Origin of the sequence: Fluoribacter gormanii (genome assembly GCF_900156395.1) — a bacterium.
Lineage (GTDB): Bacteria > Pseudomonadota > Gammaproteobacteria > Legionellales > Legionellaceae > Legionella > Legionella gormanii.
The window spans coordinates 17,373-42,038 of record NZ_FTNL01000011.1 but is presented as its reverse complement, the minus strand read 5'-3'; the positions used below and the strand labels follow the sequence as shown (position 1 = coordinate 42,038).

The window sequence follows — 24,666 nt, the reverse complement described above, 5'->3', positions numbered from 1 at the left end:
CCATGCTTACTGATAAAAAGTTGCCCGTATATTGCAGTCAGCTTCATCCAGAGGCTGGACAAGTGTTCCTTCGATAAATGAACCGGAGTTGAGTTCATTGCCTGAGGTGTCCCAGAGTGAGTCGATTGAAATGCCATGATGTTCGCTGACTCGCTCAAGTGCTGTTTGGTTAAGAGTGCTTTGATTTGTACCACGCTCATTGTGATGACTCCTTAATTGTCCTTGTGCCTTTTGTAGTTGTTTTTGCATGTATTGGGCATCTCGCTCAAGCCAGTTAATGAATACTGGATTAAAGTCAGCCCATAGAGTGTTTTGTTTTTTGTTGTGCTTGATAAACGCCTGAATTTCTTCTTTGTCAGTTACTTTGGTTAGTCCCATGGAAAATGCCATTTCGATGGTTTTTGTGTTTGGGTAAAAGTCATCGCAAATTGGTTTTTTGCTGCAACAAAAATCATTGCTCGCAATTTCAGTTTGTTTGTTTGAGTTAGTTATATTAAATATATTAATATTCTTTGCAGAGCTCTTTAGTGTGTTAGCTTCTCTGTTAACTTCTATGTTAGATTTTCCCTCTGAATCTCCTTCTCTATCAGAATCTATAAGGGATTTAGGTGAATTAAGATCTGTGTTAACTTCTTTCTTTATAATCAATTGATTATAGATCTTAGGGACCTCTGGGAATATAAATTTTAAATTTTGCCCTTCAGTTATAACTTGAAAGTATTCGCTACACTCATGTTCTATAGACTTTATGAAATTTCTGATGGTTTGCTTAGATGGAACACCACTGTTGATTCGACCTGGAGCGGTTTTAATCTCTAAGGATCTTGATAGATCACGATAACTAATGTCAGATACAATTCCCGTAAGAGGATTTGCAAGATTTAATAGTTCATAAATAATTAATCTAGGACCATAGGGTAATAATTGAAACTTTTTTTCTATTTGTTTCCTAGCATTAATGTATAACTCAACATCAAACTTCATCAACAAATCCTTTTATTTATCTAATTTATTAGATAAGACTATCAGCCAATGGTAAAAATTACAATAATTTTTTTACCATTAAGGTAAATTTATAATGATTTGTCATACCTAATATGCTATAACGCATTGTATTTTGATGTTTTTTATACTATTTTTTTGGTAAATTCTTACGAAGATTTATTAACCATTTTGGTATATCATAGAATAAACATGCACCTGACTGAATTATTTAAATATGAGCAATCCTGTAATAGACAATGTTTCATCCCCCGAGTCTCGGGGCAAGAGAATAAGATTCATACGCGAGCATCTCCTGTCTTTTACACGAGAAGATTTTTGTCGCGATTCTAATTTTACTGCTCAATCATTAAAAGGATGGGAATTAGCATGGGGAGGAGGTTTATCCCAGCAGGGGGCTGTAAAAATCGTTAAACGAGCTAAAGAGTTAAATATTTATTGCACAGAATCATGGTTAATGCATGGCATTGGTAAAAATGCCACAAAAATCACAAAAGATTTAGATATCCAAGAGGGTGACGAAAGCCACATAGCTAAAGAATTACTACTATTCAGAGAACTACAACACTCTATTGACACCGTTATAAAAGATGATGGCATGATCCCTCTCTTATACCCTGGGAATTATGTTGGCGGTATAATAGTCAACAACATTGAGAGTGCCATTGGCAAAGATTGTATTATTATTGCGGACAATGATGAAGTATTTGTCAGGATCTTAAGGCATGGACAAGAACCAGCTCGCTATGACTTAGTTTGTTTAAATGAAAAAACTACATTAGTGAAAAAAGAAATAAAAAATACCGCCATTAAATTTGCAGCCCCAATTGTATGGATCCGCAGAATATTTCGAGAAAATAATTACTAATGAAAGCTTACAAAAAAGATATTTTGCCACATCAAGAATTTTATATAATCAGATTTACTAAAAGCTCGAGTCTACCTTATGCTCTTTTCATTCATGGTGGCCCTGGTCTCAATTGTGGAACCATAGAGTATCTTATTGATCATCATAATTTATTTAATTCTCTCCAGTGCAATATTATTCTGTATGATCAACGAAATTGCGGTAAATCTAATAAAATTAAAAAGTTAGTATTACAGCAAGATAATATAAATGATTTGCAAAAAATAATTCTATACCTTGATGACCATTTTAATCTTAACATCCATGCTTTGATTGGACATAGTTATGGTGCAAAACTTCTTTTTGATTACTACAAAAATTATGAGTCGACCATCCCTGGTGTTTTTGTTTCTACCGCTCAATCAATACTAACACCTCGTTTGAATAATTTAATGCTAGACCTATCCTATCTGAAAAAAAGTAATTTAGAGTTATATAACAAAATATTAAATGAAATTAATAATCTTGACCTTAATAAAATCTGGGAACTATCAGAACAATTAACTCCAGTTTTCCAAGAAAATAAAGACAGACCTTATTTATATTGGGCCAATTTAGAATATTATAATTTGGTTCAAAATGCACAGAAAAAGATCAATCTACCATTGGATATGAACACGTTTATCAGTGTAAGAAAAGATCTTTATTCAAAAGAAGCCAATTTTTCTGTTAATATTAATGAGCTTAAAATACGTAAATTATGGATAAATGGTTTTCACGATTTTGTCATGAACGGACACCAAATAGCATTGTCGAACATTCATGAAATTATAACTTTCAATAAATCGTCTCACTACCCACATCTAGAAGAGAATGATCGTTTTAGTGAGCTTTTAAATGAATTTATTAAATAGCTCTAAGGCAATCATCTTATTGTTTTCTATACTAATATCCCCTGTTGTTCACGCACAATCTAAAATTAAAATATGTTTGACCGGTAGGATTGTAGAAAATTTAAAATCATATGGTCAGTCTTTTTTAAATGCAGCATATCTTGCCAAAGAAGAAAATGATCTCTCTAACAAAGTTGTGATTAAGAGTTATTTTTATAATAACAGACCATTGGAGCCAATGCATATTTATAATCAAATGGTAAATGACTCTTGCTCTGCAATTATTGGGTTTGAATATCTATCAGACTTGTTATTAGCTGTAAAAGAACAGAAAAATGACACCATTCCTATTTTTACTTCCTACGCTAGCACCACCAACTCTGATCAATTACCTAAGAATATTTTTATCTTTATGCCAAGCTATAATTACCAAGCTGAAAAAATGATGAGCTACTTACATGAGCGCTATAAAAATATAAACAACGTGTTGCTTATAACGGAAATTAACCGTGATGAGATGCTAAAGTATAAGGAAGTGTATTCCAGCATTCTAAAAAAGGAACACGTACAATATTCTACATTTGATTTTCTAGAAAATGACAGCGATATAGAGGGAAAATTGAGCATTTTTTTGAATGAACGAAAATATCAATATGTTTTTTTATTGTCAGGTGCAATAGCATCAGCAAAAATTGCCAATATTATGAATAACCATAGCACTGTTTTTATTGGCACAGAAAACTTTGGTTCTTCAGTTAGTCAAACATTTTTTATGCGACTAAATGATAAAGTAATTCACTCTCATTTTATCCGCAATTTAGATTTTATACAGCCCTATGATGCTTTAACTAAATTTGAAAATATTTATATTCAAAAATTCCATGAAAAACCCACTGTATTGGCAGCATACACTTATGATTCGATGAAGATTATTTTGAAAGCATTGAATAGAACCGGTATCGTCAATACAAACAGCATATTAAGTACTGATTATATTGGCATTACCGGGGCTTATTTAAATAATGGTCAATTTTATCGATCGACCAATTACGTTATTTTATCAGTTAATAGCAATGGATATGCTTATGAAAAATAAAAGCTCTTCAATCAAAGCAATTTTTATCAAGAAAATGGCATATTCTGCTCTAATCCAATTTATTATTTTTGGATTTATACTCATGCTTGCAAAAGATTATTTTCATAATCAGATGAGTGTCTTTTCCAGAAATTTAATTATTAATGACTCATTTACCACTGATGAAATTGGTAGATATCAGCTTCTTAATAATAAGGATGCTCTTGATTTAGTCCTATACAATTTAGGTAATGAACGCAAACTAGACTCAATAAAATTTGTTCCTTTAAAAAATAAAATTGAAGATGTAGGTACTTGCGAAGAAAACAGCAAAAATAATTACCTTCTATGCAAAAAAGATAATGGGCAAATTTCCGGTATAACATTAATTAAAAATGATGAAAAGATATTGGGCTCGGTGGTTGCAAGTAAGCAATATAATTCTATCTATACTTTGCCAGTGTCCTATGGGCTTTTGTTAATTTTATTGATCGTACTTGGAATATTTCTTTTTAATTTCTTATTTCTATTCCTTTCTATGAGAAAAAAAATAGCAAACAATACCGAATACTTGCTTGATTTTATTTCATCACATCAAAGTAATAATGCTGTTGATTTTGCAAAAGTTGAAATTAATGAATATAGACAAATTGCTAATAAATTTATTGATGAACATCGAGAAATAATCAATTTACAGAAAGAAAAAGCCTATTACGAGGTAAGAAAAAATATTGCTGAGCTTGTTGCTCACGATATCCGATCACCATTAGCGGCAATAAACACCGCACTATCAGATGTAACATCGATTCCTGAAAATAAACGCATTATGATCAGAAATGCAGCTAAAAGAATCAATGATATTGCTAATAACCTACTCTTACAATCTAAAAATAATTTGCTTGACTGTAAAAGTAGTGAAATATATATGAATAATTCTCCAGAATTAATATTTGTAGTTTTAGATAATATCGTTGCAGAAAAAAGATATGAATATTACGCAACCAAAATCCAAATCAACTTACTTGGGTCCGACCACTCATATAATTGTTTTTCTAAGATACACCCTGATTCTTTTAAGCGCGTTCTATCTAATCTCATTAATAATGGTATTGAGGCAGTTAATTCTAATGGCTCTATTATTATCTCTCTAACATGCAATACTACGCATGTCGAAATTATTATTGAAGATAATGGCTGCGGCATTCCTCCCGATATCTTGCCAAAGGTTACAGAGCAAGGATTTAGCTTTAATAAGAAAACTGGTGCTGGTTTTGGTTTATCTTATGCTAAACAATATTTAGAGCAGATCAATGGTTCAATGCATATTCACTCTGAAGAAAAAGTTGGGACAAAAATTCATATCACTCTAATTAGGTCTAACCCCCCTAGTTGGTTCTGTGACTCAATGAATATTAGGTATGGTACTAATATTGTCGTATTAGATGACGATATATCCATCCATGACGCATGGAATGAACGGTTTTCAAATATTTCACACGTTAAAATGTTTCATTTTTATAACGCGATCGACTTAGTTCAGTATAAAGTTGATCCAAAAACTCCAATATTATATTTAGTGGATTATGAGTTGCTCGCTGATATTAAAAATGGTTTAGATGTGATTGAAGAGCTTAATTTAAATGGTAAAGCTATTTTAGTTACCAGTTGCTTTGAAGATATTGCTATACGAAATCGATGTGAAAATATTGGCGTTAAAATCATACCAAAATCTTATGTACCTTATATTAAAATTATTGAGACTCCAGAGAAAGAACTTATAAATACGGTGGTTTTTATTGATGATGATGAAATGATGCGAATGACTTGGATCTTTGCGGCTGAAGAGGCTGGACAAAGTATTTCAACCTATTCGTCATTTGATGAGTTCGTAAATGAAATAAATAATTATTGTAAGAATACTCTTATTTATATTGACTCAGATCTAGGAAACAATGTTAGAGGCGAGGATTGCGCAAAACTCCTTTTTGATAAGGGGTTTATTGACGTTCATCTTGCCACTGGCCATTCGCGAGATCGATTTCGCCAAGTGCCATGGATTAAAACAATTGTTGGTAAAGAGCCACCTTTTCAATTTGCACACGGGAATTCAACATGAACTCTACGGATAAAGATAAATTAAAACACGATTTTTTAAACTCAATTGTTATCATCAACAGCATGACAAAATCTGCTTCGAGTTTCATGAATACAATTTCACAGTCAATGGATACCGTCGATATTAACCAAAAGCAGATGGAAAAATTTTTATATTCTATGAGCGCTATACGTGAGCAAACTTCAAAGATTGAAAATTATTTTTTATCTCTTTTTAATGAATAATTGTGACAAATTATCTCTCTGCTAGATATGAGGAATATGAAACCACCCTTCCCCAATCTATAGAATCAGTTAAATGATCTTTGGTAATACTGTAGTAGTAATTGTTATCTAGCTTTTGCGCATCAAATAAATAGTTAATCCACTCAGCTATTGGTTTTTTATATTCTTTTTCTGATAACAAGAATAATATTTTCTCTTTTTTTGTAACAGCGGCCATGGTCTGTTCGGGTAGCTCATATCCCCGCATTAAATCTAATTGATCTGACAGCTCTTTTACGTGTCTAAGGATAAGCCATGTAGGTTTGGCGTCTTTGTCAAGAAATAAAAAACTACCTGAGTTATCAACTAGATAATACTCAACAGCCTGTGCTTGTATTAGAACACTAGCAAATAATTTTTGATATAATTCATTATCAAATAAATTATTAATGGAGTTTTCATACGCATTAACTATATTTTTTGTTAACTCTCTGAAATAGCGCTGAGTTAGGTCATCCACAGCTAATGTAATTTCTGGATATAGATTTTCACTTGTCTTGAGTATAAATTTATCAATTAAACCGTGATTGAAAGCTTTTATCGCAGTATCTTTATCTGCTTCAGCCGTTAGCATAATTTTAAAGATTTTTTTCTCTTTAATTTTTTTGCAAAATTCAATTCCGTTAATACCGGGCATTTGATAGTCCACAACTAACAATGGTGCATTCTCAAACCTTGCTTTATGATAAAGCTGATTTAACATGTTACTAACATCAAAGCCAATAACTCGATCATTAGTAGTATCTAAATTCACATCATTCATTAATTTGAAAATTGATTGGGTGATATCTTGACAATCGTTATCAATAAGATGAAAAGCCATATCTGAGCTTGTAAGTGTTAGTATATTAAACTTTTGGCCAAATTCTAAATCTAACGCATCCAAAAATGCTCTGTTATCATCTAAAAAAATGACTTTTATCGGATGATAAAAACAGGTAGGTCTTGCATCAATAATAGTCATATAGTAATTCCTCTACGTTACAGCCACAATTGCATCACCCATGATAAGTTGCCAATATTTCAGACCTTTAATTATAATGTATTGCTGTTAAGAAAAAATAATTAACATGGATGTCGCCCTGTATAATAAATGATTCTTCAAGTTTTTTCCTCCCAAATTTTATATTTAATCACTTAAGTTATTGAGATTTATGTTTTTCCGATTAAGTTAGAATCCTTTCTTGTTAATCTTCTTCAATTTACTCTAGAATTTTCTTTCTCATAAATCTACACCATTCCACAACCGTTAATTAAAGAATTAATTATATTTTTATTATTTATAATCAATGAGTTAACGATATTATCCCCCGGGGACAATTTATTAAATCGATAATCCATAACAGTGGTCCCGTGAAATTTAAAGTGCCATTAAAACAGATCCAGGATTAAATTTAATAAAATTCAAACGGCCCAAAACAAAAAAATATCAAAGACAATTAAGAGCATCACAAACCCTTTAAAATTTAGCACACTAAAGCCTCACGTTACGATTGAACTGCTTTTTCTAGGATTAATGTAATAGCCATTGCTTCAACATTAAAAAGCCTGATTAAATTAGGAGAATAAATTTAGTAGAGAAATCCATCTATTCCATCAAAATAAAAGATTTAATATAATGCCCTGAGAGATATAGGACTATTGTTAAATAGGTTATTGAAAAATAACAAACGACACAACCATTTATCTTGATAATAAGCGCATAGCTATAAAAAAGATTTGTCCACTTAATCAAAAACACAAATCTCAGCCAAACAATATATTCTTCGCCATGGGTAAAGATAGATAAAACAGATAACTCTATACGAAGACTAATATTACCAACATATATTGCTTAACAATCAATATTCTAAATATGAATTAATCATATACACTGGCGCAGATGGGAAAACAGTTCTTTTATTTTTGACATTTAGCTTACTAAAGGAGCCGTCATTCATCAGATAATGAGATGCTCTATTTATAGAAAGTAATTTATTACAATTAAAAATGATATCTAAAACATGAAAATAACATTATCTTATATCCATTCTCGAATTTAGGATATTATCAAAATAAGTCAATAACTTACTCGTAAAAATGCAAAAAGTATAATTTAATGTAACTTTTGCAATATTACTCTGTCTTCAAGATAAACACATCTATTTGATAGTTGGGCGGTTAGTATAAACGCGCACAAAACGCTGGAATAATTATTTTACAAAAATTCACAATGCGAGATACTAATCAAAATTTTAAAGGTACTAGAGTAAAAATCCAGTATCTGTCAGAAGTTTCCGACATTAGAAAATGTGGATAAAAGCTAAAAACACCCCATAAAGCTACACCATTACCATATACCTACACCATGACCTCCCATAAAGCCACACATGAAATTTTAAGTCCCATTAATCCCCATATTACTACACACAAAAACTCATAAACCTACACTATCAATCCCAAATAAATACACAATAGCTCTTATATAAATCATTTAAAATCATATGGTTATGATGTTTTTATTTGATGAACTTATGAATAGAAGAAAAAAGATATATATTTTCCTTTTTTTAGAATTAAGATGAATAGTACAAATTACCGCTTGCAAATTTGTTTCAATAAAGTTAGTCTAAAAAAATAGTACAAAGCACCTTATTGCAAAGGGGGATGGATGAAAGTAATTACAACAGCCGGAAACAAAGGAGGGATTGGCAAATCAACTATTGCTCTCACTCTTGCACAATATCTAGCTAAATGTAAAAACATGAAAGGGGCCTTTATCGATTTAGACCCACAAGGCAACTCTTCATCTAGCTTAATTCCGACTACAAGAGATCCAGCTCACCCAACTGGTTACATGCCTAAAGCACATCCAGAGTGGGATCCAAACAACTTACCAGAAGATGATCCTCATTGGGATGGAGTTAGTAGTATTGCAGATATATTCATAGGTAAATCTATTTATCCATATCCAACATGGGTTGACAATTTACATTGTTTTCCTTCTTTTGCTTCATTATTGGAAGATGCACAACGTGTTCTAAAAGTTGATGTAAAAGAAAAGGTTATAAATCGTCTTAAAGAATTTACCGAAATGCTATCAACCCACAGTGATTACCAATTTGTTATTATTGATACGAATCCACAGTTTGGCCCACTAACAATGGCAGGGTTGCGAGCAGCAACTCATGGACTATTGCCAACTGAACTTGAACAATATGGTATTAATGGAACCATAGGCATGATCCAAGCAATTTCACAAGAGCAACTTAGAAGAGTGAAAGACGATACTATTAAAATAGCGGGAATTTTACCTAACCAAGTTCGTAAAACAGCAGTACATACTAAGTTCCTTAATGATTTGCGTTCAATAGAAAAATCAGAAGAATGGTTATTACCTCCTATAGCCCAAAGAACCATTTATTCAGAATTGGTAGTAGAGGATGCAAAACCTAATTGTGTATTTAACTTACCACAAACACATCTCGCTAGAATTGAAAGTGAGAAATGGTGCTCTTATGTATATGACAGGGTATTTCATAATGTATACAACAAAATAGAAGAAAAGGAGGCTTCCTATGGTTAGTAAATTCAAACTGAATTCAGTTAAAACTGGAGAGACAAAGGATGCCATATCAAGAACACTGGCAATTGCCAATGATTATGCTGGGGAACTGTCAATAGAAGTATTGTCCTTAGATAAAATAGAACTTGATCCGGAAAACAATCGTGAACTAGCACTAACACTTCATGATGCAATAAATGGAATAGATCCCTCTGATCCTGAATATACAAAAAAGAAAAATGATTGGAAATCGCTTGAGTCATTAGCAAAAACTATACTAGATGATCAGTTAATTAACCCCATATTTGTATACAGATTTGGGAACAAATGTCGTTTAATCGCTGGTGAACGTAGAACCTTGGCCTCAGCGATTGCCGGTAAAAAGGAAATTATAGCAAGAATTGCAAGTCAACGACCTGTTGGTTCAAAGTTAAGAGTTCTACAGTGGATTGAGAATAATGAGCGTGTAGACTTATCTCTGGCTGAAAGAGTTGCGAGTATTGAGGCTATTGTTAAAGAGTATTTAAACGAAAATAAAGAAAAAAGTGATAGCGAGAAAATAACATCAAAAGTATTAAGTGATTTAACGGGAATGTCTATAACACAATCTCGAAGATATATTCTGATTTTGCAAGCTAGTCCAGAGATAAAGCAGGCGATTGCTGAAGGAAAAATAGAGAATGTAAAATTAATTGAATTAATTATTTCAGTTGAAAACGCAGAACATCAACAAGTTCTCTTAAAGGCAGCCATAGAAAATCTATCCTTTGATGCAATTGTAAAGCTAAAAAAAGAACTTGAATTTTCGTTAGTTACAAAAAAAGAAATAAGAGGACGTAAACAATTAAATGTTAGTTTAGGTAAGGTAAAACCCAATATTGCCAAAATTATCTTTGATGCCTTAGTTTCAAGCAACATTCTACACGAGAGCATCGTCGAGCAAATGAATATGTTAAGCAATAATGTCCAATGGAATAATGGTAAGTCAGTTGAGGAGTGCTTTAAAAAAATAATTCCTCTAATTGCTCAGGAAGTGTGATTAAAATGAATAAGCTGAAACTCAATAATAATGAAGACGATAAGAAAATTATTACATTTACTATTAATAAAGAAATTAAAGAGTCACTCAGAGAAATTCTGTTAAATTCTGAAAAATATAATTTAAAAAAGAAAACTGATTGGGTAAACGAAGCCATCATAATGTTAAAGGAAAATCCTGATTACAAAGAAATGGTACTCAATGCAGAAGGGAATAGTGAAAATTTCGTATTTGATAAAATTTATATGACATTTAAGCAACGATGTTTTTTTTCTGATATGAGAAATGAAGTTGTAAAGGAATATCCTGATATAAGAGGCCCTCAAACTGCCATAATACGCGCTGCTATTTTGAGTAGAATGATGAGGAAAAAATAAGAAAAAAGGCCAAACGGAATGGGTAATGTTCGCTGAAAAAACAATACGTAAACATGTAACAATTATTCATGCATACTCTTTAATGAGTGTATTGCAACGGAAAATTGTCAATGTGCTTTTGTATGAAGCAATAAAAGGAGATGGTCGCATAAATAACCATCAAAATTCGGTCGCTGTCGAATGTAATATGCCTTTTTCTAAGCTGTTAAAAGCAGTCAAGTTTAATAGTAATAATACCCAATATCTAAAAGAGTCCATTGATGGGTTGGCATCATTAAAAATAGAATGGAATTTATTGAAAGATAAGGTACCTACAGATATCTCGTTTTTAAATTTACGAGTTTTACATGGTGCGCCTACGTTCTATCAAGATAATACCATCAATTTTTCTTTTCATAAAATCATGCTTGATTTACTAGTTAATCCATCTATATACGGTACAATCGACGTTGATCTGCAATCTGAATTTGAATCGAAATATGGTCATGCTCTTTATGAAAATAGTACACGGTTTATTAACTTACAAAAAAATAAAATTATTTCATTAGATACATTTAGAAAAATTTTAGGAGTTCCTGAAGATAAATATCCAAGTATGCGGGAACTTACAAGAAATGTCATTTCGCCCTCATTAGAAGAGGTTAATGATCGAGCTAATTTTGCTGTTAGCTTGGATCCAATAAGAGTTGGTAGAAAAATTACTGGATTTGAGGTTCTAGTTAAGAACAAAAAAAATACAATAATATCAGAAGTCAGCTGTATTGATCGTGAAAATGAGCAGATACATAAAGAAATAAAATCAACTTTTGGCATATTAAATGAGTCAATATTAGAAAATATTATAAATAACTACTCAGAAGAGTATATTCAAGAGAAGATTAACTATACCAAGAAATATGCAAAAAAAGAGCGGACAGGTTTTTATCCTATCCCATATTTTATTAGCGCCTTAAAACACGATTATAAATTTAAGGAAGAACCTAAGCCAGAAGTTTCTCAAGAAAAAGCATCTAATGATGAAGCTGAGTGGGAAAAGAAATTATTCGCTTTACAGGCAGAACTCAATCATTGGGAAAAACTATCAGGATATACTAAAGCTGGAGATAACCAAGAGCATGTTAAAAACATGCAGAAATTTGTTCTAGAAGCCCAAGAAAAATTAAAGCAACATTATTTAGAGAAGCCAATTAAAATGGAGGCGGTTTAATATGAAATTTCCGGCCTTTGAACCAATCAATCTAAAGAATGAGCTCCAGTCCTTGGAAGCAATTGATCTGTGTTTATCAAAAATTTATCCAGATCAAAATCAGGCTAGAAAGTTTTTTAGCGATGCTTCACTAGAAGAATTGGCTTCATCAATTCGGCAGCATGGGATTATACAGCCTATTCTTGTCAAAGAAATAGATCATAATAGGAATGAATATCAAATTATTGCAGGTGAACGGCGTTGGCGCGCAGCTAAAATAGTTGGATTAGAAAAAATCCCTGCAATCATTAGAAAATACAATAAAGCAAATGGGATGGCAGTATCTTTAATTGAAAATATTCAAAGAGAAGATTTAAACCCATTGGAAGAAGCGCAAGCTATACAGCGATTAATAGAAGAGTGTTACATGACGCATGGTGAAGTTGCTGAAACTTTAGGTAGATCTCGAACAACGGTTACTAATCTTCTTAGATTGCTTACTCTCACAGATGAAGTAAAAGAAATGTTAAAAACGGGATTATTAGAAATGGGACATGCTAGAGCTTTATTAAGTTTGTCGAATGTACAACAAGTAGAAACAGCAAAAATAATTACTAGTAAGTCTTTATCTGTTAGGGAAACTGAAAAATTGGTTCAGCGCTTAAATAGGCCAGAAGATAAACAGGAGTTTTTTCTAAATCATCAATTTGAACAAAAAACGAAAGATTGGATGGCACAATTGTCGAAAAAACTTTCATCAAAAGTTAACATGCATTTTAATGATGGAGGAAAAGGTAGGGTGGTGATAAGTTTTGACTCTTTAGAGGAAGCAGATTGGTTAATGGCCCATCTTAAGGTGGAAGGGTAGGGCTATTTTTTATTCACAAAATTAGTGGATAACTATGTGGAAAAATTGGAAGTTGTTTGCCTTGAGCCTGTAGTTATAATTTTACTGGTATACCGGAAAAAAACGACCTCCAAATTTTACTTTCAAGAGACGATTGGACTACGTCGAATGGTAAAGTGTGGCAAAAGATCATCTTCTTTCTAATCACTATTAAAGCGTGCTTAAATCGATCTGATTATTTAATAACCACTTTTCTTTTAGAAATTAAAAAGTAAGTCAAGTTGGAATGCTGTTGTATGAGATAAGTTGTTGTGAACAGTCGTGGAGCAATTATTTTGACTCAATTCGGACCTTGGTTTTTTCTTCCTTTTGGTATTGGTTTTATTAGTATATTTTTGTGATATTAAAAGAAACAGCATATTGTGAAGGGAAAAAATATTTTCACTATACAAAGTTTTAAGTCGATAATTATGCTGATAACGGATTTTTATCATGCTTAAGAATTGAGCAAACGCATTTGTGTACGTTGAAAAAGCTAATGTTCTTCTTTGTCCCAACTTAGATTTTATTCTTCCATTAATGGCGGTGATTGTCCAATCATCCAGTAAATCTTTCTCTAGACGAAGCACATAATAGCGTTTGTCTTTCTCAAAGCGTGCCTCATGGTAGACTTCTTTGTAGGTAAAATCCAAATAGTGTAACCAGGGTAAAGTAATAAACCAGAGCGTCATTTAGAAAATAGCCAAATTAGCAATGCGTTTTAGGCGATCAGGATTGTCTTCAACATAAATTGCGGTAGTCACAATGTTAGCATGACCTGCAAGACGTGAGACTGCTTTAATATCCGCGCCTTGTTCAATTAATCGGGTAATGAAAGTACGTCGACCAGAATGGGAGCTTGCCCCAATGATTCCTGCTTTATCATAAAGTGACTTGAACCATTTTTGCAAACTATTGGGTGTAAAGCGACTTTTACGTTGGGTCTGAAATAAGGGTTTGTCTCGTGCAACATGTTTTAGGGTATCGAGATGTGCTTGGAGTGCTTTGCGGATTTTTTCATTGGCAAGATAAGCGTAACGTTGCTTTTCACCTTTGGTCATTGAGCGCTTCAAACAAATCTCTTCAAGTAATTGATAGTTGTAATCGGCTACATCTGCAATAGTGAGAGAGGCGATTTCTTTCACTCGCAATCCAAGACCAAAAGAACAATACACAAGGGCGCTATTTCTTATAGCGAATTGCCCATCTTTGGCAACAATAAGCAGTCGCTTAAACTCCGCTTCACTTAAGACTCTGGCCTTTCCTTCTTTTGGCATAAAAGACTCAATATTTTCCTGTTATAATGGTATTCTAAATAAATCAGGCTGTCTTGGCAAAAGCAAAAATAAAATTGTGGTTTATAGTAGAACTTTAGTATGAATACACTCATCGATGCAGCAATAAAATATCTTTCGAATCATTATTGCAGTGAAATAGAACTCATAAGGCAATTGGAGAGGGATTTTTCGCATGTGCCCGAGTTAGATGCCCAGATTCATGCAACCCTAGCTCGCCTTCGGGAATTACATTTAATTAATGATAATCGTTTGGCTGAATCATTAAGTGCCCGTTATATCCATAAAGGAAACCGTTTTATTCAAGAAATATTAAAACAGAAGGGCGTTAAAGAAGAAGTGATTGAGCAAGTCTTAGAACATATTGAACTGGAAGATGTTCGCGCCCTGGATGAAGCTCGGAAAAAAATGCGTGGATTTAAGAATGAGACAGATGAGGCAATAAATACAAAATTGGCTCGTTTCTTAAGTGGTCGAGGTTTTTCTCATGCCACGATAAAAACTGTACTTAAACAGTTAAGTGAAGAACAGACTACTTAACGTTTTAGATAGTGTAGCGGATGAATACAACAATCATTTGCATCTATAAGAAAAGAAAACTGTAAATTAAACTCTGAATGAAATGATAAAGTTACAACGTATCATGATTATTGGTAGACCAGGAAGTGGCAAGTCCACTTTTTCTGTTATGTTGCAAAAGAGTCTAAATATTCCATTGTTCCATTTAGATAAATATTTTTTTATTGCCGATTGGGTGCCACGAGAATATGAGAATTTTTTGTCACTCCAAAAAGAATTAGCTGCTAAGCCTTGCTGGATTATTGATGGTAATTCCAGCAAATCATTTGAGATACGTTATCGCGAAGCCGATATGTGCTTGTACTTTAATTTACCCAAGTGGCTATGTTATTGGCGGGTATTTAAGCGCTTGTTTTATAAGGCTTCAGAAATTGATGATAGAGCCGCTGGTTGCAATGAAACGGTCCGATGGTCGCTATTAAGTTATATGTGGAACTATGAACAACGGATTAACCCTTTATTAAATGTCTTAAAGAACCAATATCCAAAAGTGAAATTCATTGAACTCCGTAGCCCATATGATGTGGCGCACTTGATGCGTGTGCTTAAACATAAAGAAGAGTAAAGTATTGTGACAGGATTTTAATAAATGATGCCGACGAATATGATAATACTCTTGATGGGTATTGCAGGTACCGGTAAAAAAACCATAGGCGAGGCAATTACAACGCTGGCCCCTCAGTTTCGATTAGCGCATCACCATGCTTGGATCGATCCGGTTCTAAAACTTTTAGGTAACGATGCTCAAGTATTTTGGTCTCTTGATGATAAAGGATGGGCAGCGCTTAACAAAGCTCGTGATGTGATTTTTGATACGATGACTGCGGTTTGCTCTAAAGAAGCGAGCTTTGTTATTACCTATGAGCTCTTAGCGAATAATTCTTGGCATCAGGAATTTTTTAATCAAGTACAAACCGTTGCTCAAAAACGGGGAGCTGTGTTTGTTCCTATCCGACTGATTTGTAATGGTGCAGAGCTTGTTAAACGCTTAAAAGACTCAGATAGAAAAGGCTATTTTAAAACACAAGATGAGGCGCTTATTACAAAAAGATTGTTTGAAGAAGACGTTTATTTTAGCAAAGAGCCGTATGAAATGACTCTAGATGTGAGCCTCCTTTCAGCAGAGGAGTCAGCGCGTTGTATTTTGGATTGGACTTCCTTAGTTTATGGGAGTAAAAATCAGAATCTGGAATTTAAACCATTGAGTCAAAAAGATTTGAACTTAATGACCCAATGGTTTGCAGAGCCTACAGTGAAACAAGGGTATGCACGAAATCAACAGTTTTCTTTGGAAGATATTAGGGCAAAGTACTTACCCCGCATTGAAGGCATGGATCCAGTCCCGAGTTTTATTATTTATTTGGATCAAAAACCAATTGGTTTTATTCAATATTACTGTCTTGCCGACCATTTACCCGAAGGAATTTCAGGACATAATGCTTCCTTGTTTGACAAGGCTACACCTGAACAATTGGCTGGTATCGACCTTTTTATTGCAGAGCCATCGTGTCGTGGAGTAGGGTTGGGTAGACAAATTATAAGGCATTTTATTGCAAAACAACTCTACAGATTTAAAGCCGTTGTCGTTGATCCTCAAATTGGAAACGAACAAGCCATAGCGTGCTATCAAAAGGCTGGTTTTGTTCCCACGCAATACAGTGAAGATCCCAATTACCTACTCATGATAAACATGCTTACTTATAGAGGGTCCCATGAATATTCTTGAAACTCCCCGTCTGATTTTACGAACATGGCAGGAAGCTGATCTTGATCCTATGGCACTTATTGATCAAGACAAAAAAGTATGCCAATTTTTACCAGGAATAGGGAGTAAGAGTGCTACAAAAGCAGGCATTGAGCGGATTATTGCACATTATAAAGAGAAGGGATTTTCTTTGTATGCTGTTGAACTGAAAAGTACAGGGGAAATGATAGGATTTTTAGGGTTAATGACCCCTTCTTTTGAAGCGGACTTTACTCCCTCTGTTGAAATCGGCTGGAGACTTTCCTCAACACATTGGAATCAGGGTTATGCTACGGAAGGAGCAAAAGCAGTTTTGCATTATGCCTTTACCTCTTTAAATATTCCCGAAGTAGTTTCATTTACAACAGTGAATAATCTAGCTTCAAGACGTGTTATGGAAAAAATTGGTTTACATCACAATACCAAGGATGATTTTGACCATCCCAAATTGGAGCCTAATAGTCCCTTGAGACGACATGTGCTTTATCGATTATCCAGGGCTGATTATCTAAACAACAAAGGTATTCAAGCATGATTTGGGAGATCACGTTAAAAAAAATTACGGATACAACAGCGAACCATGCGGCGCAAAAATGGGTAAAAAACCCTACCCATCTTAAGCTTATCAATAATCAAATTAACTGTGTTTATCGATTTGAATCTAATGGACAAGGATTTTACCTACGCATGACGCATGAAAAAATACGAAAAGCTCGCGAACTTTTGAGTGCCATTGATTTTCAGAAGTATTTATTTTTGTGTGGTACGCCTATTTGTGAACCGGTGGTATCTCAAGAAGGAAATGATGTTGAAACTGTGCACCAAGAGGATTTGGAATTTTTTGTTCATGTTTGCCGGGAGGTACCAGGGCAAATCATGCATTTTGATTATTCAGATAAAAAAGCTTATCTAACATGGGGAAGGGCTCTAGGGCTATTGCATCAAGCCTCGCAAAGTTATGTTGCAGAGAAACATCACTTTTTAACTTGGGAAGATTTGTGGCGTGAGACTTTGGATTATGCGCGTCAAGAAGAGTCCTTGATTCAGGATTTATATGAAACGATTACGACACGCTTCAAAACTTTTTCAATCGACTCATCTAATTTTGGCCTAACCCATGGGGACCATCGTCCTGGAAATGTGCTTTATGATGGTGAGAGCGTTCATCTGATTGATTTTGATGAGCCAGTATATCATTGGTATCTTGCCGATATTGCCAAACCTTTTTTGGACTTATGCAATAAACCATGGCCTCTCTGGCAACCACTGTTTGAATGGTTTATAGAAGGATATAGGCAAATCCGGCCATTGAGCTCAGAAGAATTAAAAGAAGTGAATCATTTTTCGCAAATGAAAAGCTTAGATATCTACCTCTGGTGTAAATACAACTGGTTTGAAGAAACAGCTCCAGGAGGAAAGCCAGGGGATGAATGGCTTCATGACTTAAAAACTATGGCATTAACCCCTTTGTTTTATGTGCCATAACCGATTAAGGGAACTCCTATTGAGGTGGGTAATGAATAATATCATGGATGCGCGATAGCTCATTGGTTGGATTTCGGTAGCCATGCGGTTGATTGGCATTAAAACGCAGTCCTTCTCCTTTGGAAAGTGATTTCCAGAACCTACCTAACAAAATTTCAATGGTTCCATCCACAACAATGACATGCTCAATGACTCCATGTTTATGAGGAGGTGAAAGATGTTCGCATCCGGGCAATAACTCAATAACAAACAATTCAAAATGTAGCTGTTCATCAAAAGGAAACAGAGGAAGTACTCGTATTTTTTCATCATCTGGATGCAAAGTTTCAGCATGCCCTGTTCTATAAATAGGATTGGTTGAATCATCCAGACTGTCTTCAATAAACGATGAAAAGGAGGTTTGAAAGCCGCTCGCAATTTTCCATAGGGTAGAAATCGTTGGGCTTGACTCTTCGCGTTCAATTTGCCCAAGCATCGCTTTAGAAACGCCCGTTTCAAGCGCTGTTTTATCTAAGCTCCAACCTCGATCTTGTCTTAATGATTTTAGTATTTTTGCAATGCGGTTTGAAATTTCTTGCATTATGTCCCTTATTAAAAAAAGCTTGTGCGTTTTAGCGCACAAGTATATACTGGTTTATTATGCGTTATAACGCACGAATTGTGAAGTAGATTGTGGAGGATTGTATGGTTGAACACCCTTTTAAAAACAAACTGGTTGCAGTGCTTAACAAACGTATCGAGCCTGGCAAAGTAATGAATGCACTTGCTCATATGTGTATTGGTTTAGGCGCTGTGATTGGTACAGAAGAACTGCGTTTAACCGATTATCGAGATGCAGACGGAGGCTCTCACCCGTATATTTCAGAAATCCCTTTTATAATTCTTTGTGAGAATTCCAACAAAATTAGAACATTACGCCAGAATGCTTTAGCAAAAAATGTTCTCTTTAATGATTTTACCGATACGATGACTGTTGGGTCCTATCAAGAGCAAATTGAAAGAACGGCACAGGTTAAAGAGAACGATCTGATTTATTATGGCATTGTCTTGTTTGGGGATTGGGACGTAGTGACAGAGCTCACTAGAAAGTGTTCTTTGTGGCGATGATGGGATGGTGATAAGCGATGAATAAAGAGAAAAAGTTAAGTAAACGCGCGCAAATCATACAAGATTTTTTATCTCAAAAAGGGATATCGTGTGAGGTCAAAGAACTTGATTCGAGCACTCGCACGGCAAAAGATGCTGCTGATACTTTAAGATGTGGTGTTGCTCAAATTGTGAAGTCATTACTATTTTGCACAGAAAAAACCAACAAGCCAGTATTAGTATTAGCAAGTGGTGTTAATCGTGTGAATGAGAGCTTGATTGTTAGTCTCATCAATGAACCTATTGGGAAAGCTGATGCAGATTTTACACGAGAAATCACTGGTTTTGCGATTGGTGGAGTTCCTCCCGTTGGCCATAAAAACGTTATTGATACGGTTCTTATTGATGAAGATTTGTTATGCCATGAAGTTCTTTGGGCTGCAGCAGGAACGCCCAATGCAGTGTTTTCATTATCTCCTGAAACATTGAAACAGCTAACAAATGGGATGGTGGTAAAGATTAGAGAGTAAGTCATGCAAAAAATATTCTGGGATAATCCCTATCAACGCCAATTAATGACTAAAGTGGTGTCAGTCAATGAGAATCGACTACTTTTTGCAGAGACTATTGGTTTTTCGTTTTCCGGTGGTCAGGAAAGTGATACAGTCCGCGTGAACGGCCTGATAGTCACTCATTCTGAAATAGAAGATCACTTGATTTATTATACATTACCTGCGGAGCATGGACTTTCTAAAGGCGATGTTGTCCTTATGGAAATTGACTTTGTTCGTCGTTATAAATTGATGCGCCTTCATTTTGCTGCTGAATTAATCTTAGAGCTTGTCCAAAGAATGCTGCCCGTTGAAAAAATAGGTGCTCATATTGCTGAGCATAAGGCTAGAATTGATTTTAGCTATCAGCACAATATTTCGGATATCTTTGACTCTCTTTTGTTTGAATACAATCAAATTATTGCAAAAGATATGCTTATTCACACTGGATTTTCTGATGAGAAGAGTCAAATGCGTTATTGGGAAATCGAAGGATTTTCTAAGGTTTCTTGTGGTGGAACACATGTAAAATCAACCGCTGAAGTGGGTTATATTACGTTAAAAAGGTCGAATGTGGGTAAAGGTAAAGAACGAATTGAAATTTATCTGGTACAATAAATTCAGCTTAAACATAAAGTGTCTTAATCAAAAAAGTAGCTTAATACTACGGGAGTTATGAGTGAATGCAGAAGAAATTACAGTTTTAAATGATTTAAAAAACGATATAAATCAATTGCTGGGATTTCATGAAGAAACACCAAGGATTAATTATGGTCCTTGTGGCGCGTTTGCTAAATTATTTTTTGATGCTTGGAATGACCGCTTTCAGGATAAAGTGCATATTGTTTTTGTGATGATGAAATCCCATGAAGAGTGCTGGCACATTGCATTGCGCATGCCTTCAGGAGAACTTTATGATGGAGGAGTTGGCCTTCATTGTGAAGAAACTTATGGAGAAGATTACTTGTTTGAAGACATGATCGAATATGATCATGAACGTTTGGAAAAATGGTCTTATGGTCTTGAACGTGATTATCCACGTTTTTGTCCTGATTTTAATAAACAAGTGGTGAATTCATTGATTATTCATCATCTAGATCGATTGCGATCTCAAGAAAGTTGACTTAATGCGTTATTTACCTCAATAAGCAATTCAAAAATTAAGTAAAGAGCATTACTCAAAACCGCGTTTTGTTTTTTTGGACTGGCTCTGTTTCTCGATGGTGAATAACACAAGCCCAGATATTTGATGAGGATATCGCTATGAAACAAGAACACCAACTGATTTATGAGCTAGAGACTTCTCTTTTAAATCCGAAAACGAGAAAATCGATTACCCAACTGAAGCTACTGATTGCTGATAAATTTATCGAGTATGGGGCCTCTGGTTCAATTTACAATAAGAACGACCTACTTGATTCTCTTCCAGAAGAAGAGTCACGAAGTTATATGGTTAATGACTTTTCAGTATTAGAGGTGTCGCCCGAAGTCATGTTGGCAACTTATAAGGTTACTGTTGCCTCAAAAAGTTCCTTACGTTCTTCGCTCTGGCAATACAAACACAACCGTTGGCAAATGGTGTTTCATCAAGGCACGCCTTGCCAAGAGGAATAATTCATTTTTACAGGTATTAAGATGATAACGATAGCCTATCTAAAACATCACTCCGATTGCATTCCAGAGCTTGCTAAGATTTGGCATGAAGTATTAGGAAAAATTTGGGTTCCTGATGTGCCCACTTCGCGTGTAGAAGAAAATTTACGAAATCATTTAAACATCGAGCAGTTACCGCTCACTGTTGTTGCTTTTGATGAAGATAAACCTGTTGGGATGTGCTCTTTACGCGTGAATGATGGGATCCGTCCTGAACTAACTCCCTGGCTAGGCTCGTTAGTGGTAGCGCCAGGCCATCAAAAACAAGGTATTGCAAGACAGCTTATTCTTCGAGTAAAAGAAGAAGCCCAAACATTAGGGTTTAAAAATCTTTATCTTTTTGCTTTTGATCCTACCATTCCAGAATATTACAGTCGTCTTGGTTGGCGCACGATTGGCATGGATGAATTTAAAGGACATCCTGTCACCGTCATGGAGATAATATTGTGAAGATTAGACAATTGTTTGATGCGGATTGGAATATATGGAAAGAAATACGTTTAGAGGCTCTGGCCAACTCACCAGAAAGCTTTGGCTCTTCTTATGACGAGGAAGCGTTAATGTCCGATACTGATTTTCAAAATGGATTAAGTAAAGGATACGTATTAGGTGCCTTTGTTGATGATTTATTAGTGTCTTGTGCTGGATTCTATAAGCTTAATTCACTTAAAACCAAACACCGTGGTGTACTTTGGGGTATGTATACTCGTCTTGAATACAGAGGGAAAGGTATTGCAACAGCATTAATTCAGACCCTGATACAACATGCAAAAACCTGCGTTACTCAATTGCACTTAACCTGTGTTACGAGCAATTTTGTGGCCCGCGCTTTTTATCAAAAGCAAGGGTTTCGAATTTATGGTACTGAACCTAAAGCACTTAAAATTAATGATACCTTCTATGATGAATATTTAATGGTATTGGATTTTAAAGAGGAACCCATGAAAAAACTAGATACCTATCAGAGCCTGTGTACTGAAGTATATGATTTAAGTAAACCCAATGTGCCACAAGATGCGTACTCTTTTTACCGAAGCTATGCTGTAGAGGCTAAAGGCACCATTTTAGAGCCTATGTGTGGTACGGGTCGATTTTTATTGCCTTTGGCTGAAGAAGGATTTGATGTTCAGGGCTTTGATGCAAGTCAACCGATGCTTGAGCGACTGCATGCAAAAGCAAGGAGCAAAAATCTTAATCCAAAAGTCTGGTATGGTTTTATTGAAGATTTAAATCAATCTGAGAAGTACTCTTTGATTTTTATACCCAGTGGTTCATTTTGTCTCATTACTGAAAAGGCGGATATCCAAAAAGCCTTAAAAATCATTTATGAGCACCTAGAAGATAAAGGACTTTTTGTATTTGAAGTAGAAACACGCTATGCAGTTCCTAATGAATTAGGTATATGGAGAGGCTCAAGATGGCCCAAAGAAGATGGAACTCTCATCGTATTAAGTCAATTAGCCATGCTCAATGAAGAGGTTTGTTACTCTATCGGCAAATACGAGTTGATTGAAAACAACCGTGTGATTCAAACAGAGGTAGAGGAATATAAAATTCGCATTTATCAAAACTCTTCTTTCTTGCACAATTTGCTTACTGAGGTTGGTTTTAGCAATGTACGGATGGTTAAAGGATTTGACCGAAACGCGCCACCTGATGAAAAAGACGAAAGTATTGTTTTTGAATGCAGAAAATAATTGAGGTAATAAATGAAGATTCTATGTCCAGCACCACTGCAAAAAGGAGATATCGTAGGGCTTATTTCACCGTCGAGCCCTATTATGGAACAGGATATAGAAGCGGGAGTTCATTTATTAAAGTTGAATGGATTTAAGGTAAAGTATGCAAAGCATATGTTTGCATCAGAACGATTTTTAGCGGGAAAAGACAGTGAACGTGCCAATGATGTGATGGATTTCTTTAAAGATTCTGAAGTGAAAGCAATTATTGCAACCCGAGGCGGACAAGGTTCACAACGTATTTTACCTTTTTTAGACTATGAATTAATTAAGAGAAACCCAAAACAATTATTCGGGTTTAGTGATACCACCGCGTTGCAATTAGGCCTATTTAAAAACAGTGGCTTAGTAAGTTATACAGGATTTACTTTGACTATTCATTTGAGTACCCAGGTTAAAAAAACATTACTTTCTTCTTTATTAGGCCAAGAATACATAATTTCCAAAGGAATAAAGGTTCATGCAGGTGTTAGTCGAGGCCCTTTACTTGGTGGAAATTTAACTCTGATGACTAATTTAATGGGCACACCTTATCTGCCTAGTTTTAAAGAAAGTATTTTGTTGGTAGAAGACGTTGGTGTCGAGCCCTATAATATTGATGGCATGCTCTCCCAACTAGATTTAGCAGGAATTTTTGATGAAGTTTCTGGCGTTATTTTTGGTACATTTGAACACTGTAAAAGTAAGAACTCGCATCAGCATGATGGTACGGTAGAAGATGTAATCAATGAATGGGCTTCAAAATTAAAAGTACCTTGCATTAAAGAGTTTCCCTATGGGCACGGTAAGCAAAATTGCATTCTTCCAATTGGCAAAGTGGTTACTTTAGATGCAGATAATGCTTGCGTTACAATTCAAATTTAAAAAAAGAAATAACCACTACTGATGAGAACATTGTTTTAATAGAGGCATAAATGAATACACAAGAAATACCCAAAGAGTATCAACATATCTCTCCAGCAGGTGCTGAAGTTCGATTGCTGATGAATAATCATTTAGGTGGAATGGCTCACTGTACTTTGAAAGCAGGAACAATTTCCAAAGCAGTTCGTCATAAAACTGTATCTGAATTTTGGCATGTCCTTTCTGGTGACGGTGCAATTTGGCGTAAATTGAACGATGAAGAGAGTATTACGCCTTTAACACCTGGAGTCAGCATCGATATTCCCTTGGGAACACATTTTCAATATCGAAGTGATGCAGCAGATTTAGTGTTTATTTGCGTTACTATGCCACCTTGGTCAGGCAGTGATGAGGCAAGTTATGTGGAGCATGGTGCCTGGTCTCCTACAGTGGGATAAATTAA

Annotated in this window: 29 protein-coding genes and 1 pseudogene; 25 read left to right on the top strand and 5 right to left on the bottom strand. The window is 34.7% G+C overall.

What is annotated here, in order from left to right:
• Window positions 1–6 precede the first annotated feature (6 nt).
• Window positions 7–984 carry a hypothetical protein gene (locus BW930_RS08330; RefSeq protein WP_014845159.1) on the bottom strand — a complete coding sequence of 326 codons (978 nt, stop codon included), beginning with the start codon at window positions 982–984 and terminating at the stop codon, window positions 7–9.
• A 235-nt stretch (window positions 985–1,219) separates the two neighbouring features.
• Here BW930_RS08330 and BW930_RS08325 point away from each other — a divergent pair, with 235 nt between their 5' ends.
• Genes BW930_RS08325 through BW930_RS08305 form a run of 5 tightly spaced genes read left to right on the top strand, consistent with a single transcriptional unit; the run spans window position 1,220 to window position 6,157 of the window.
• The gene (locus tag BW930_RS08325; protein WP_014845160.1) at window positions 1,220–1,870 is read left to right on the top strand and encodes a helix-turn-helix domain-containing protein; all 651 of its coding nucleotides are present in this window, start codon (window positions 1,220–1,222) and stop codon (window positions 1,868–1,870) included.
• Window positions 1,870–2,763, top strand: a complete 894-nt coding sequence (locus tag BW930_RS08320; protein ID WP_014845161.1) for an alpha/beta fold hydrolase — start codon at window positions 1,870–1,872, stop codon at window positions 2,761–2,763. Before BW930_RS08325 ends, BW930_RS08320 begins: the two co-directional genes overlap by 1 nt.
• A complete protein-coding gene (locus BW930_RS08315) occupies window positions 2,747–3,838 on the top strand; it encodes an ABC transporter substrate-binding protein (RefSeq protein ID WP_014845162.1) in 1,092 nt (363 codons plus the stop codon). The genes BW930_RS08320 and BW930_RS08315 overlap by 17 nt, the downstream gene beginning before the upstream one ends.
• Window positions 3,828–5,933: a sensor histidine kinase gene (locus BW930_RS08310; RefSeq protein ID WP_041174156.1), complete on the top strand. Its 2,106-nt coding sequence runs from the start codon at window positions 3,828–3,830 to the stop codon at window positions 5,931–5,933. Before BW930_RS08315 ends, BW930_RS08310 begins: the two co-directional genes overlap by 11 nt.
• Window positions 5,930–6,157, top strand: a complete 228-nt coding sequence (locus BW930_RS08305; protein ID WP_019350432.1) for a hypothetical protein — start codon at window positions 5,930–5,932, stop codon at window positions 6,155–6,157. Before BW930_RS08310 ends, BW930_RS08305 begins: the two co-directional genes overlap by 4 nt.
• A gap of 10 nt (window positions 6,158–6,167) precedes the next feature.
• Here the strand turns inward: BW930_RS08305 and BW930_RS08300 are convergent, their stop codons facing one another.
• Window positions 6,168–7,160, bottom strand: coding sequence for a response regulator (locus tag BW930_RS08300; protein WP_014845164.1), 993 nt, complete (start codon window positions 7,158–7,160; stop codon window positions 6,168–6,170).
• Between the two features lie 1,686 nt (window positions 7,161–8,846).
• On the opposite strand from BW930_RS08300, the gene BW930_RS08295 reads away from it, so the two are divergent.
• The 5 genes from BW930_RS08295 to BW930_RS08275 are packed head-to-tail and all read left to right on the top strand — an operon-like array spanning window position 8,847 to window position 13,210.
• A complete protein-coding gene (locus BW930_RS08295; protein ID WP_010655313.1) occupies window positions 8,847–9,761 on the top strand; it encodes a ParA family protein in 915 nt (304 codons plus the stop codon).
• Window positions 9,754–10,779 carry a ParB/RepB/Spo0J family partition protein gene (locus BW930_RS08290; RefSeq protein WP_014845018.1) on the top strand — a complete coding sequence of 342 codons (1,026 nt, stop codon included), beginning with the start codon at window positions 9,754–9,756 and terminating at the stop codon, window positions 10,777–10,779. The genes BW930_RS08295 and BW930_RS08290 overlap by 8 nt, the downstream gene beginning before the upstream one ends.
• Window positions 10,780–10,784: 5 nt before the next feature.
• Window positions 10,785–11,156 (top strand): hypothetical protein, encoded by a 372-nt coding sequence (locus tag BW930_RS08285; RefSeq protein ID WP_010655311.1) that lies wholly within the window; start codon window positions 10,785–10,787, stop codon window positions 11,154–11,156.
• Between the two features lie 25 nt (window positions 11,157–11,181).
• Entirely contained in the window at window positions 11,182–12,363 is a 1,182-nt protein-coding gene (locus BW930_RS08280; protein WP_014845020.1) for a replication initiation protein, read from the top strand.
• Window position 12,364: 1 nt separating this feature from the next.
• Window positions 12,365–13,210, top strand: a complete 846-nt coding sequence (locus BW930_RS08275; protein WP_014845021.1) for a ParB/RepB/Spo0J family partition protein — start codon at window positions 12,365–12,367, stop codon at window positions 13,208–13,210.
• Between the two features lie 236 nt (window positions 13,211–13,446).
• Here BW930_RS08275 and BW930_RS08270 read toward each other — a convergent pair whose 3' ends face one another.
• Both BW930_RS08270 and BW930_RS08265 read right to left on the bottom strand, forming a co-directional pair.
• The gene (locus BW930_RS08270; protein WP_014845022.1) at window positions 13,447–13,920 is read right to left on the bottom strand and encodes a hypothetical protein; all 474 of its coding nucleotides are present in this window, start codon (window positions 13,918–13,920) and stop codon (window positions 13,447–13,449) included.
• The gene (locus tag BW930_RS08265) at window positions 13,921–14,505 is read right to left on the bottom strand and encodes a tyrosine-type recombinase/integrase (RefSeq protein WP_014845023.1); all 585 of its coding nucleotides are present in this window, start codon (window positions 14,503–14,505) and stop codon (window positions 13,921–13,923) included.
• A gap of 99 nt (window positions 14,506–14,604) precedes the next feature.
• On the opposite strand from BW930_RS08265, the gene BW930_RS08260 reads away from it, so the two are divergent.
• The 5 genes from BW930_RS08260 (at window position 14,605) to BW930_RS08240 (ending at window position 18,331) form a co-directional block, all read left to right on the top strand.
• Window positions 14,605–15,063, top strand: coding sequence for a regulatory protein RecX (locus BW930_RS08260; RefSeq protein WP_014845024.1), 459 nt, complete (start codon window positions 14,605–14,607; stop codon window positions 15,061–15,063).
• 82 nt (window positions 15,064–15,145) lie between these two features.
• Window positions 15,146–15,667 (top strand): P-loop NTPase family protein, encoded by a 522-nt coding sequence (locus BW930_RS08255; RefSeq protein WP_014845025.1) that lies wholly within the window; start codon window positions 15,146–15,148, stop codon window positions 15,665–15,667.
• Between the two features lie 24 nt (window positions 15,668–15,691).
• Window positions 15,692–16,828 carry a GNAT family N-acetyltransferase gene (locus tag BW930_RS16780; RefSeq protein ID WP_014845026.1) on the top strand — a complete coding sequence of 379 codons (1,137 nt, stop codon included), beginning with the start codon at window positions 15,692–15,694 and terminating at the stop codon, window positions 16,826–16,828.
• A complete protein-coding gene (locus BW930_RS08245) occupies window positions 16,815–17,381 on the top strand; it encodes a GNAT family N-acetyltransferase (protein ID WP_014845027.1) in 567 nt (188 codons plus the stop codon). The genes BW930_RS16780 and BW930_RS08245 overlap by 14 nt, the downstream gene beginning before the upstream one ends.
• Window positions 17,378–18,331, top strand: coding sequence for a phosphotransferase enzyme family protein (locus tag BW930_RS08240; protein WP_014845028.1), 954 nt, complete (start codon window positions 17,378–17,380; stop codon window positions 18,329–18,331). Before BW930_RS08245 ends, BW930_RS08240 begins: the two co-directional genes overlap by 4 nt.
• A gap of 16 nt (window positions 18,332–18,347) precedes the next feature.
• On the opposite strand, the gene BW930_RS08235 is transcribed toward BW930_RS08240, so the two are convergent.
• On the bottom strand, window positions 18,348–18,911 hold the full coding sequence (locus BW930_RS08235) for a helix-turn-helix domain-containing protein (protein ID WP_014845029.1): 564 nt from the start codon (window positions 18,909–18,911) through the stop codon (window positions 18,348–18,350).
• A 104-nt stretch (window positions 18,912–19,015) separates the two neighbouring features.
• Between BW930_RS08235 and BW930_RS08230 the strand changes: the two genes are divergently transcribed.
• From BW930_RS08230 to BW930_RS08190, 10 genes and pseudogenes are all read left to right on the top strand, one after another.
• Entirely contained in the window at window positions 19,016–19,438 is a 423-nt protein-coding gene (locus BW930_RS08230) for a DUF2000 domain-containing protein (protein WP_014845030.1), read from the top strand.
• Between the two features lie 17 nt (window positions 19,439–19,455).
• Window positions 19,456–19,947: a YbaK/EbsC family protein gene (locus BW930_RS08225; protein WP_014845031.1), complete on the top strand. Its 492-nt coding sequence runs from the start codon at window positions 19,456–19,458 to the stop codon at window positions 19,945–19,947.
• A 3-nt stretch (window positions 19,948–19,950) separates the two neighbouring features.
• Window positions 19,951–20,586, top strand: coding sequence for an alanyl-tRNA editing protein (locus BW930_RS08220; protein ID WP_014845032.1), 636 nt, complete (start codon window positions 19,951–19,953; stop codon window positions 20,584–20,586).
• Between the two features lie 61 nt (window positions 20,587–20,647).
• The gene (locus tag BW930_RS08215) at window positions 20,648–21,091 is read left to right on the top strand and encodes a hypothetical protein (protein WP_014845033.1); all 444 of its coding nucleotides are present in this window, start codon (window positions 20,648–20,650) and stop codon (window positions 21,089–21,091) included.
• Window positions 21,092–21,231: 140 nt separating this feature from the next.
• Entirely contained in the window at window positions 21,232–21,582 is a 351-nt protein-coding gene (locus BW930_RS08210) for a nuclear transport factor 2 family protein (protein WP_014845034.1), read from the top strand.
• A gap of 21 nt (window positions 21,583–21,603) precedes the next feature.
• A complete protein-coding gene (locus BW930_RS08205) occupies window positions 21,604–22,071 on the top strand; it encodes a GNAT family N-acetyltransferase (protein WP_014845035.1) in 468 nt (155 codons plus the stop codon).
• A pseudogene (locus BW930_RS17490) lies at window positions 22,068–22,520 on the top strand (GNAT family N-acetyltransferase); the annotation flags it as partial. The gene BW930_RS08205 and the pseudogene BW930_RS17490, both read left to right, overlap by 4 nt.
• A gap of 42 nt (window positions 22,521–22,562) precedes the next feature.
• On the top strand, window positions 22,563–23,318 hold the full coding sequence (locus tag BW930_RS17325; RefSeq protein ID WP_029489094.1) for a class I SAM-dependent DNA methyltransferase: 756 nt from the start codon (window positions 22,563–22,565) through the stop codon (window positions 23,316–23,318).
• A gap of 12 nt (window positions 23,319–23,330) precedes the next feature.
• Window positions 23,331–24,224 (top strand): S66 peptidase family protein, encoded by an 894-nt coding sequence (locus BW930_RS08195; protein ID WP_014845037.1) that lies wholly within the window; start codon window positions 23,331–23,333, stop codon window positions 24,222–24,224.
• 50 nt (window positions 24,225–24,274) lie between these two features.
• Window positions 24,275–24,661: a cupin domain-containing protein gene (locus BW930_RS08190; protein WP_014845038.1), complete on the top strand. Its 387-nt coding sequence runs from the start codon at window positions 24,275–24,277 to the stop codon at window positions 24,659–24,661.
• Window positions 24,662–24,666: the final 5 nt, after the last annotated feature.

Bases quoted from the DNA above. Each gene is read 5' to 3' on its own strand.
- BW930_RS08330 (WP_014845159.1), bottom strand. From the start codon at position 984: ATGAAGTTTGATGTTGAGTTATACATTAATGCTAGGAAACAAATAGAA.
- BW930_RS08325 (WP_014845160.1), top strand. From the start codon at position 1,220: ATGAGCAATCCTGTAATAGACAATGTTTCATCCCCCGAGTCTCGGGGC.
- BW930_RS08320 (WP_014845161.1), top strand. From the start codon at position 1,870: ATGAAAGCTTACAAAAAAGATATTTTGCCACATCAAGAATTTTATATA.
- BW930_RS08315 (WP_014845162.1), top strand. From the start codon at position 2,747: ATGAATTTATTAAATAGCTCTAAGGCAATCATCTTATTGTTTTCTATA.
- BW930_RS08310 (WP_041174156.1), top strand. From the start codon at position 3,828: ATGAAAAATAAAAGCTCTTCAATCAAAGCAATTTTTATCAAGAAAATG.
- BW930_RS08305 (WP_019350432.1), top strand. From the start codon at position 5,930: ATGAACTCTACGGATAAAGATAAATTAAAACACGATTTTTTAAACTCA.
- BW930_RS08300 (WP_014845164.1), bottom strand. From the start codon at position 7,160: ATGACTATTATTGATGCAAGACCTACCTGTTTTTATCATCCGATAAAA.
- BW930_RS08295 (WP_010655313.1), top strand. From the start codon at position 8,847: ATGAAAGTAATTACAACAGCCGGAAACAAAGGAGGGATTGGCAAATCA.
- BW930_RS08290 (WP_014845018.1), top strand. From the start codon at position 9,754: ATGGTTAGTAAATTCAAACTGAATTCAGTTAAAACTGGAGAGACAAAG.
- BW930_RS08285 (WP_010655311.1), top strand. From the start codon at position 10,785: ATGAATAAGCTGAAACTCAATAATAATGAAGACGATAAGAAAATTATT.
- BW930_RS08280 (WP_014845020.1), top strand. From the start codon at position 11,182: ATGTTCGCTGAAAAAACAATACGTAAACATGTAACAATTATTCATGCA.
- BW930_RS08275 (WP_014845021.1), top strand. From the start codon at position 12,365: ATGAAATTTCCGGCCTTTGAACCAATCAATCTAAAGAATGAGCTCCAG.
- BW930_RS08270 (WP_014845022.1), bottom strand. From the start codon at position 13,920: ATGACGCTCTGGTTTATTACTTTACCCTGGTTACACTATTTGGATTTT.
- BW930_RS08265 (WP_014845023.1), bottom strand. From the start codon at position 14,505: ATGCCAAAAGAAGGAAAGGCCAGAGTCTTAAGTGAAGCGGAGTTTAAG.
- BW930_RS08260 (WP_014845024.1), top strand. From the start codon at position 14,605: ATGAATACACTCATCGATGCAGCAATAAAATATCTTTCGAATCATTAT.
- BW930_RS08255 (WP_014845025.1), top strand. From the start codon at position 15,146: ATGATAAAGTTACAACGTATCATGATTATTGGTAGACCAGGAAGTGGC.
- BW930_RS16780 (WP_014845026.1), top strand. From the start codon at position 15,692: ATGATGCCGACGAATATGATAATACTCTTGATGGGTATTGCAGGTACC.
- BW930_RS08245 (WP_014845027.1), top strand. From the start codon at position 16,815: ATGAATATTCTTGAAACTCCCCGTCTGATTTTACGAACATGGCAGGAA.
- BW930_RS08240 (WP_014845028.1), top strand. From the start codon at position 17,378: ATGATTTGGGAGATCACGTTAAAAAAAATTACGGATACAACAGCGAAC.
- BW930_RS08235 (WP_014845029.1), bottom strand. From the start codon at position 18,911: ATGCAAGAAATTTCAAACCGCATTGCAAAAATACTAAAATCATTAAGA.
- BW930_RS08230 (WP_014845030.1), top strand. From the start codon at position 19,016: ATGGTTGAACACCCTTTTAAAAACAAACTGGTTGCAGTGCTTAACAAA.
- BW930_RS08225 (WP_014845031.1), top strand. From the start codon at position 19,456: ATGAATAAAGAGAAAAAGTTAAGTAAACGCGCGCAAATCATACAAGAT.
- BW930_RS08220 (WP_014845032.1), top strand. From the start codon at position 19,951: ATGCAAAAAATATTCTGGGATAATCCCTATCAACGCCAATTAATGACT.
- BW930_RS08210 (WP_014845034.1), top strand. From the start codon at position 21,232: ATGAAACAAGAACACCAACTGATTTATGAGCTAGAGACTTCTCTTTTA.
- BW930_RS08205 (WP_014845035.1), top strand. From the start codon at position 21,604: ATGATAACGATAGCCTATCTAAAACATCACTCCGATTGCATTCCAGAG.
- BW930_RS17325 (WP_029489094.1), top strand. From the start codon at position 22,563: ATGAAAAAACTAGATACCTATCAGAGCCTGTGTACTGAAGTATATGAT.
- BW930_RS08195 (WP_014845037.1), top strand. From the start codon at position 23,331: ATGAAGATTCTATGTCCAGCACCACTGCAAAAAGGAGATATCGTAGGG.
- BW930_RS08190 (WP_014845038.1), top strand. From the start codon at position 24,275: ATGAATACACAAGAAATACCCAAAGAGTATCAACATATCTCTCCAGCA.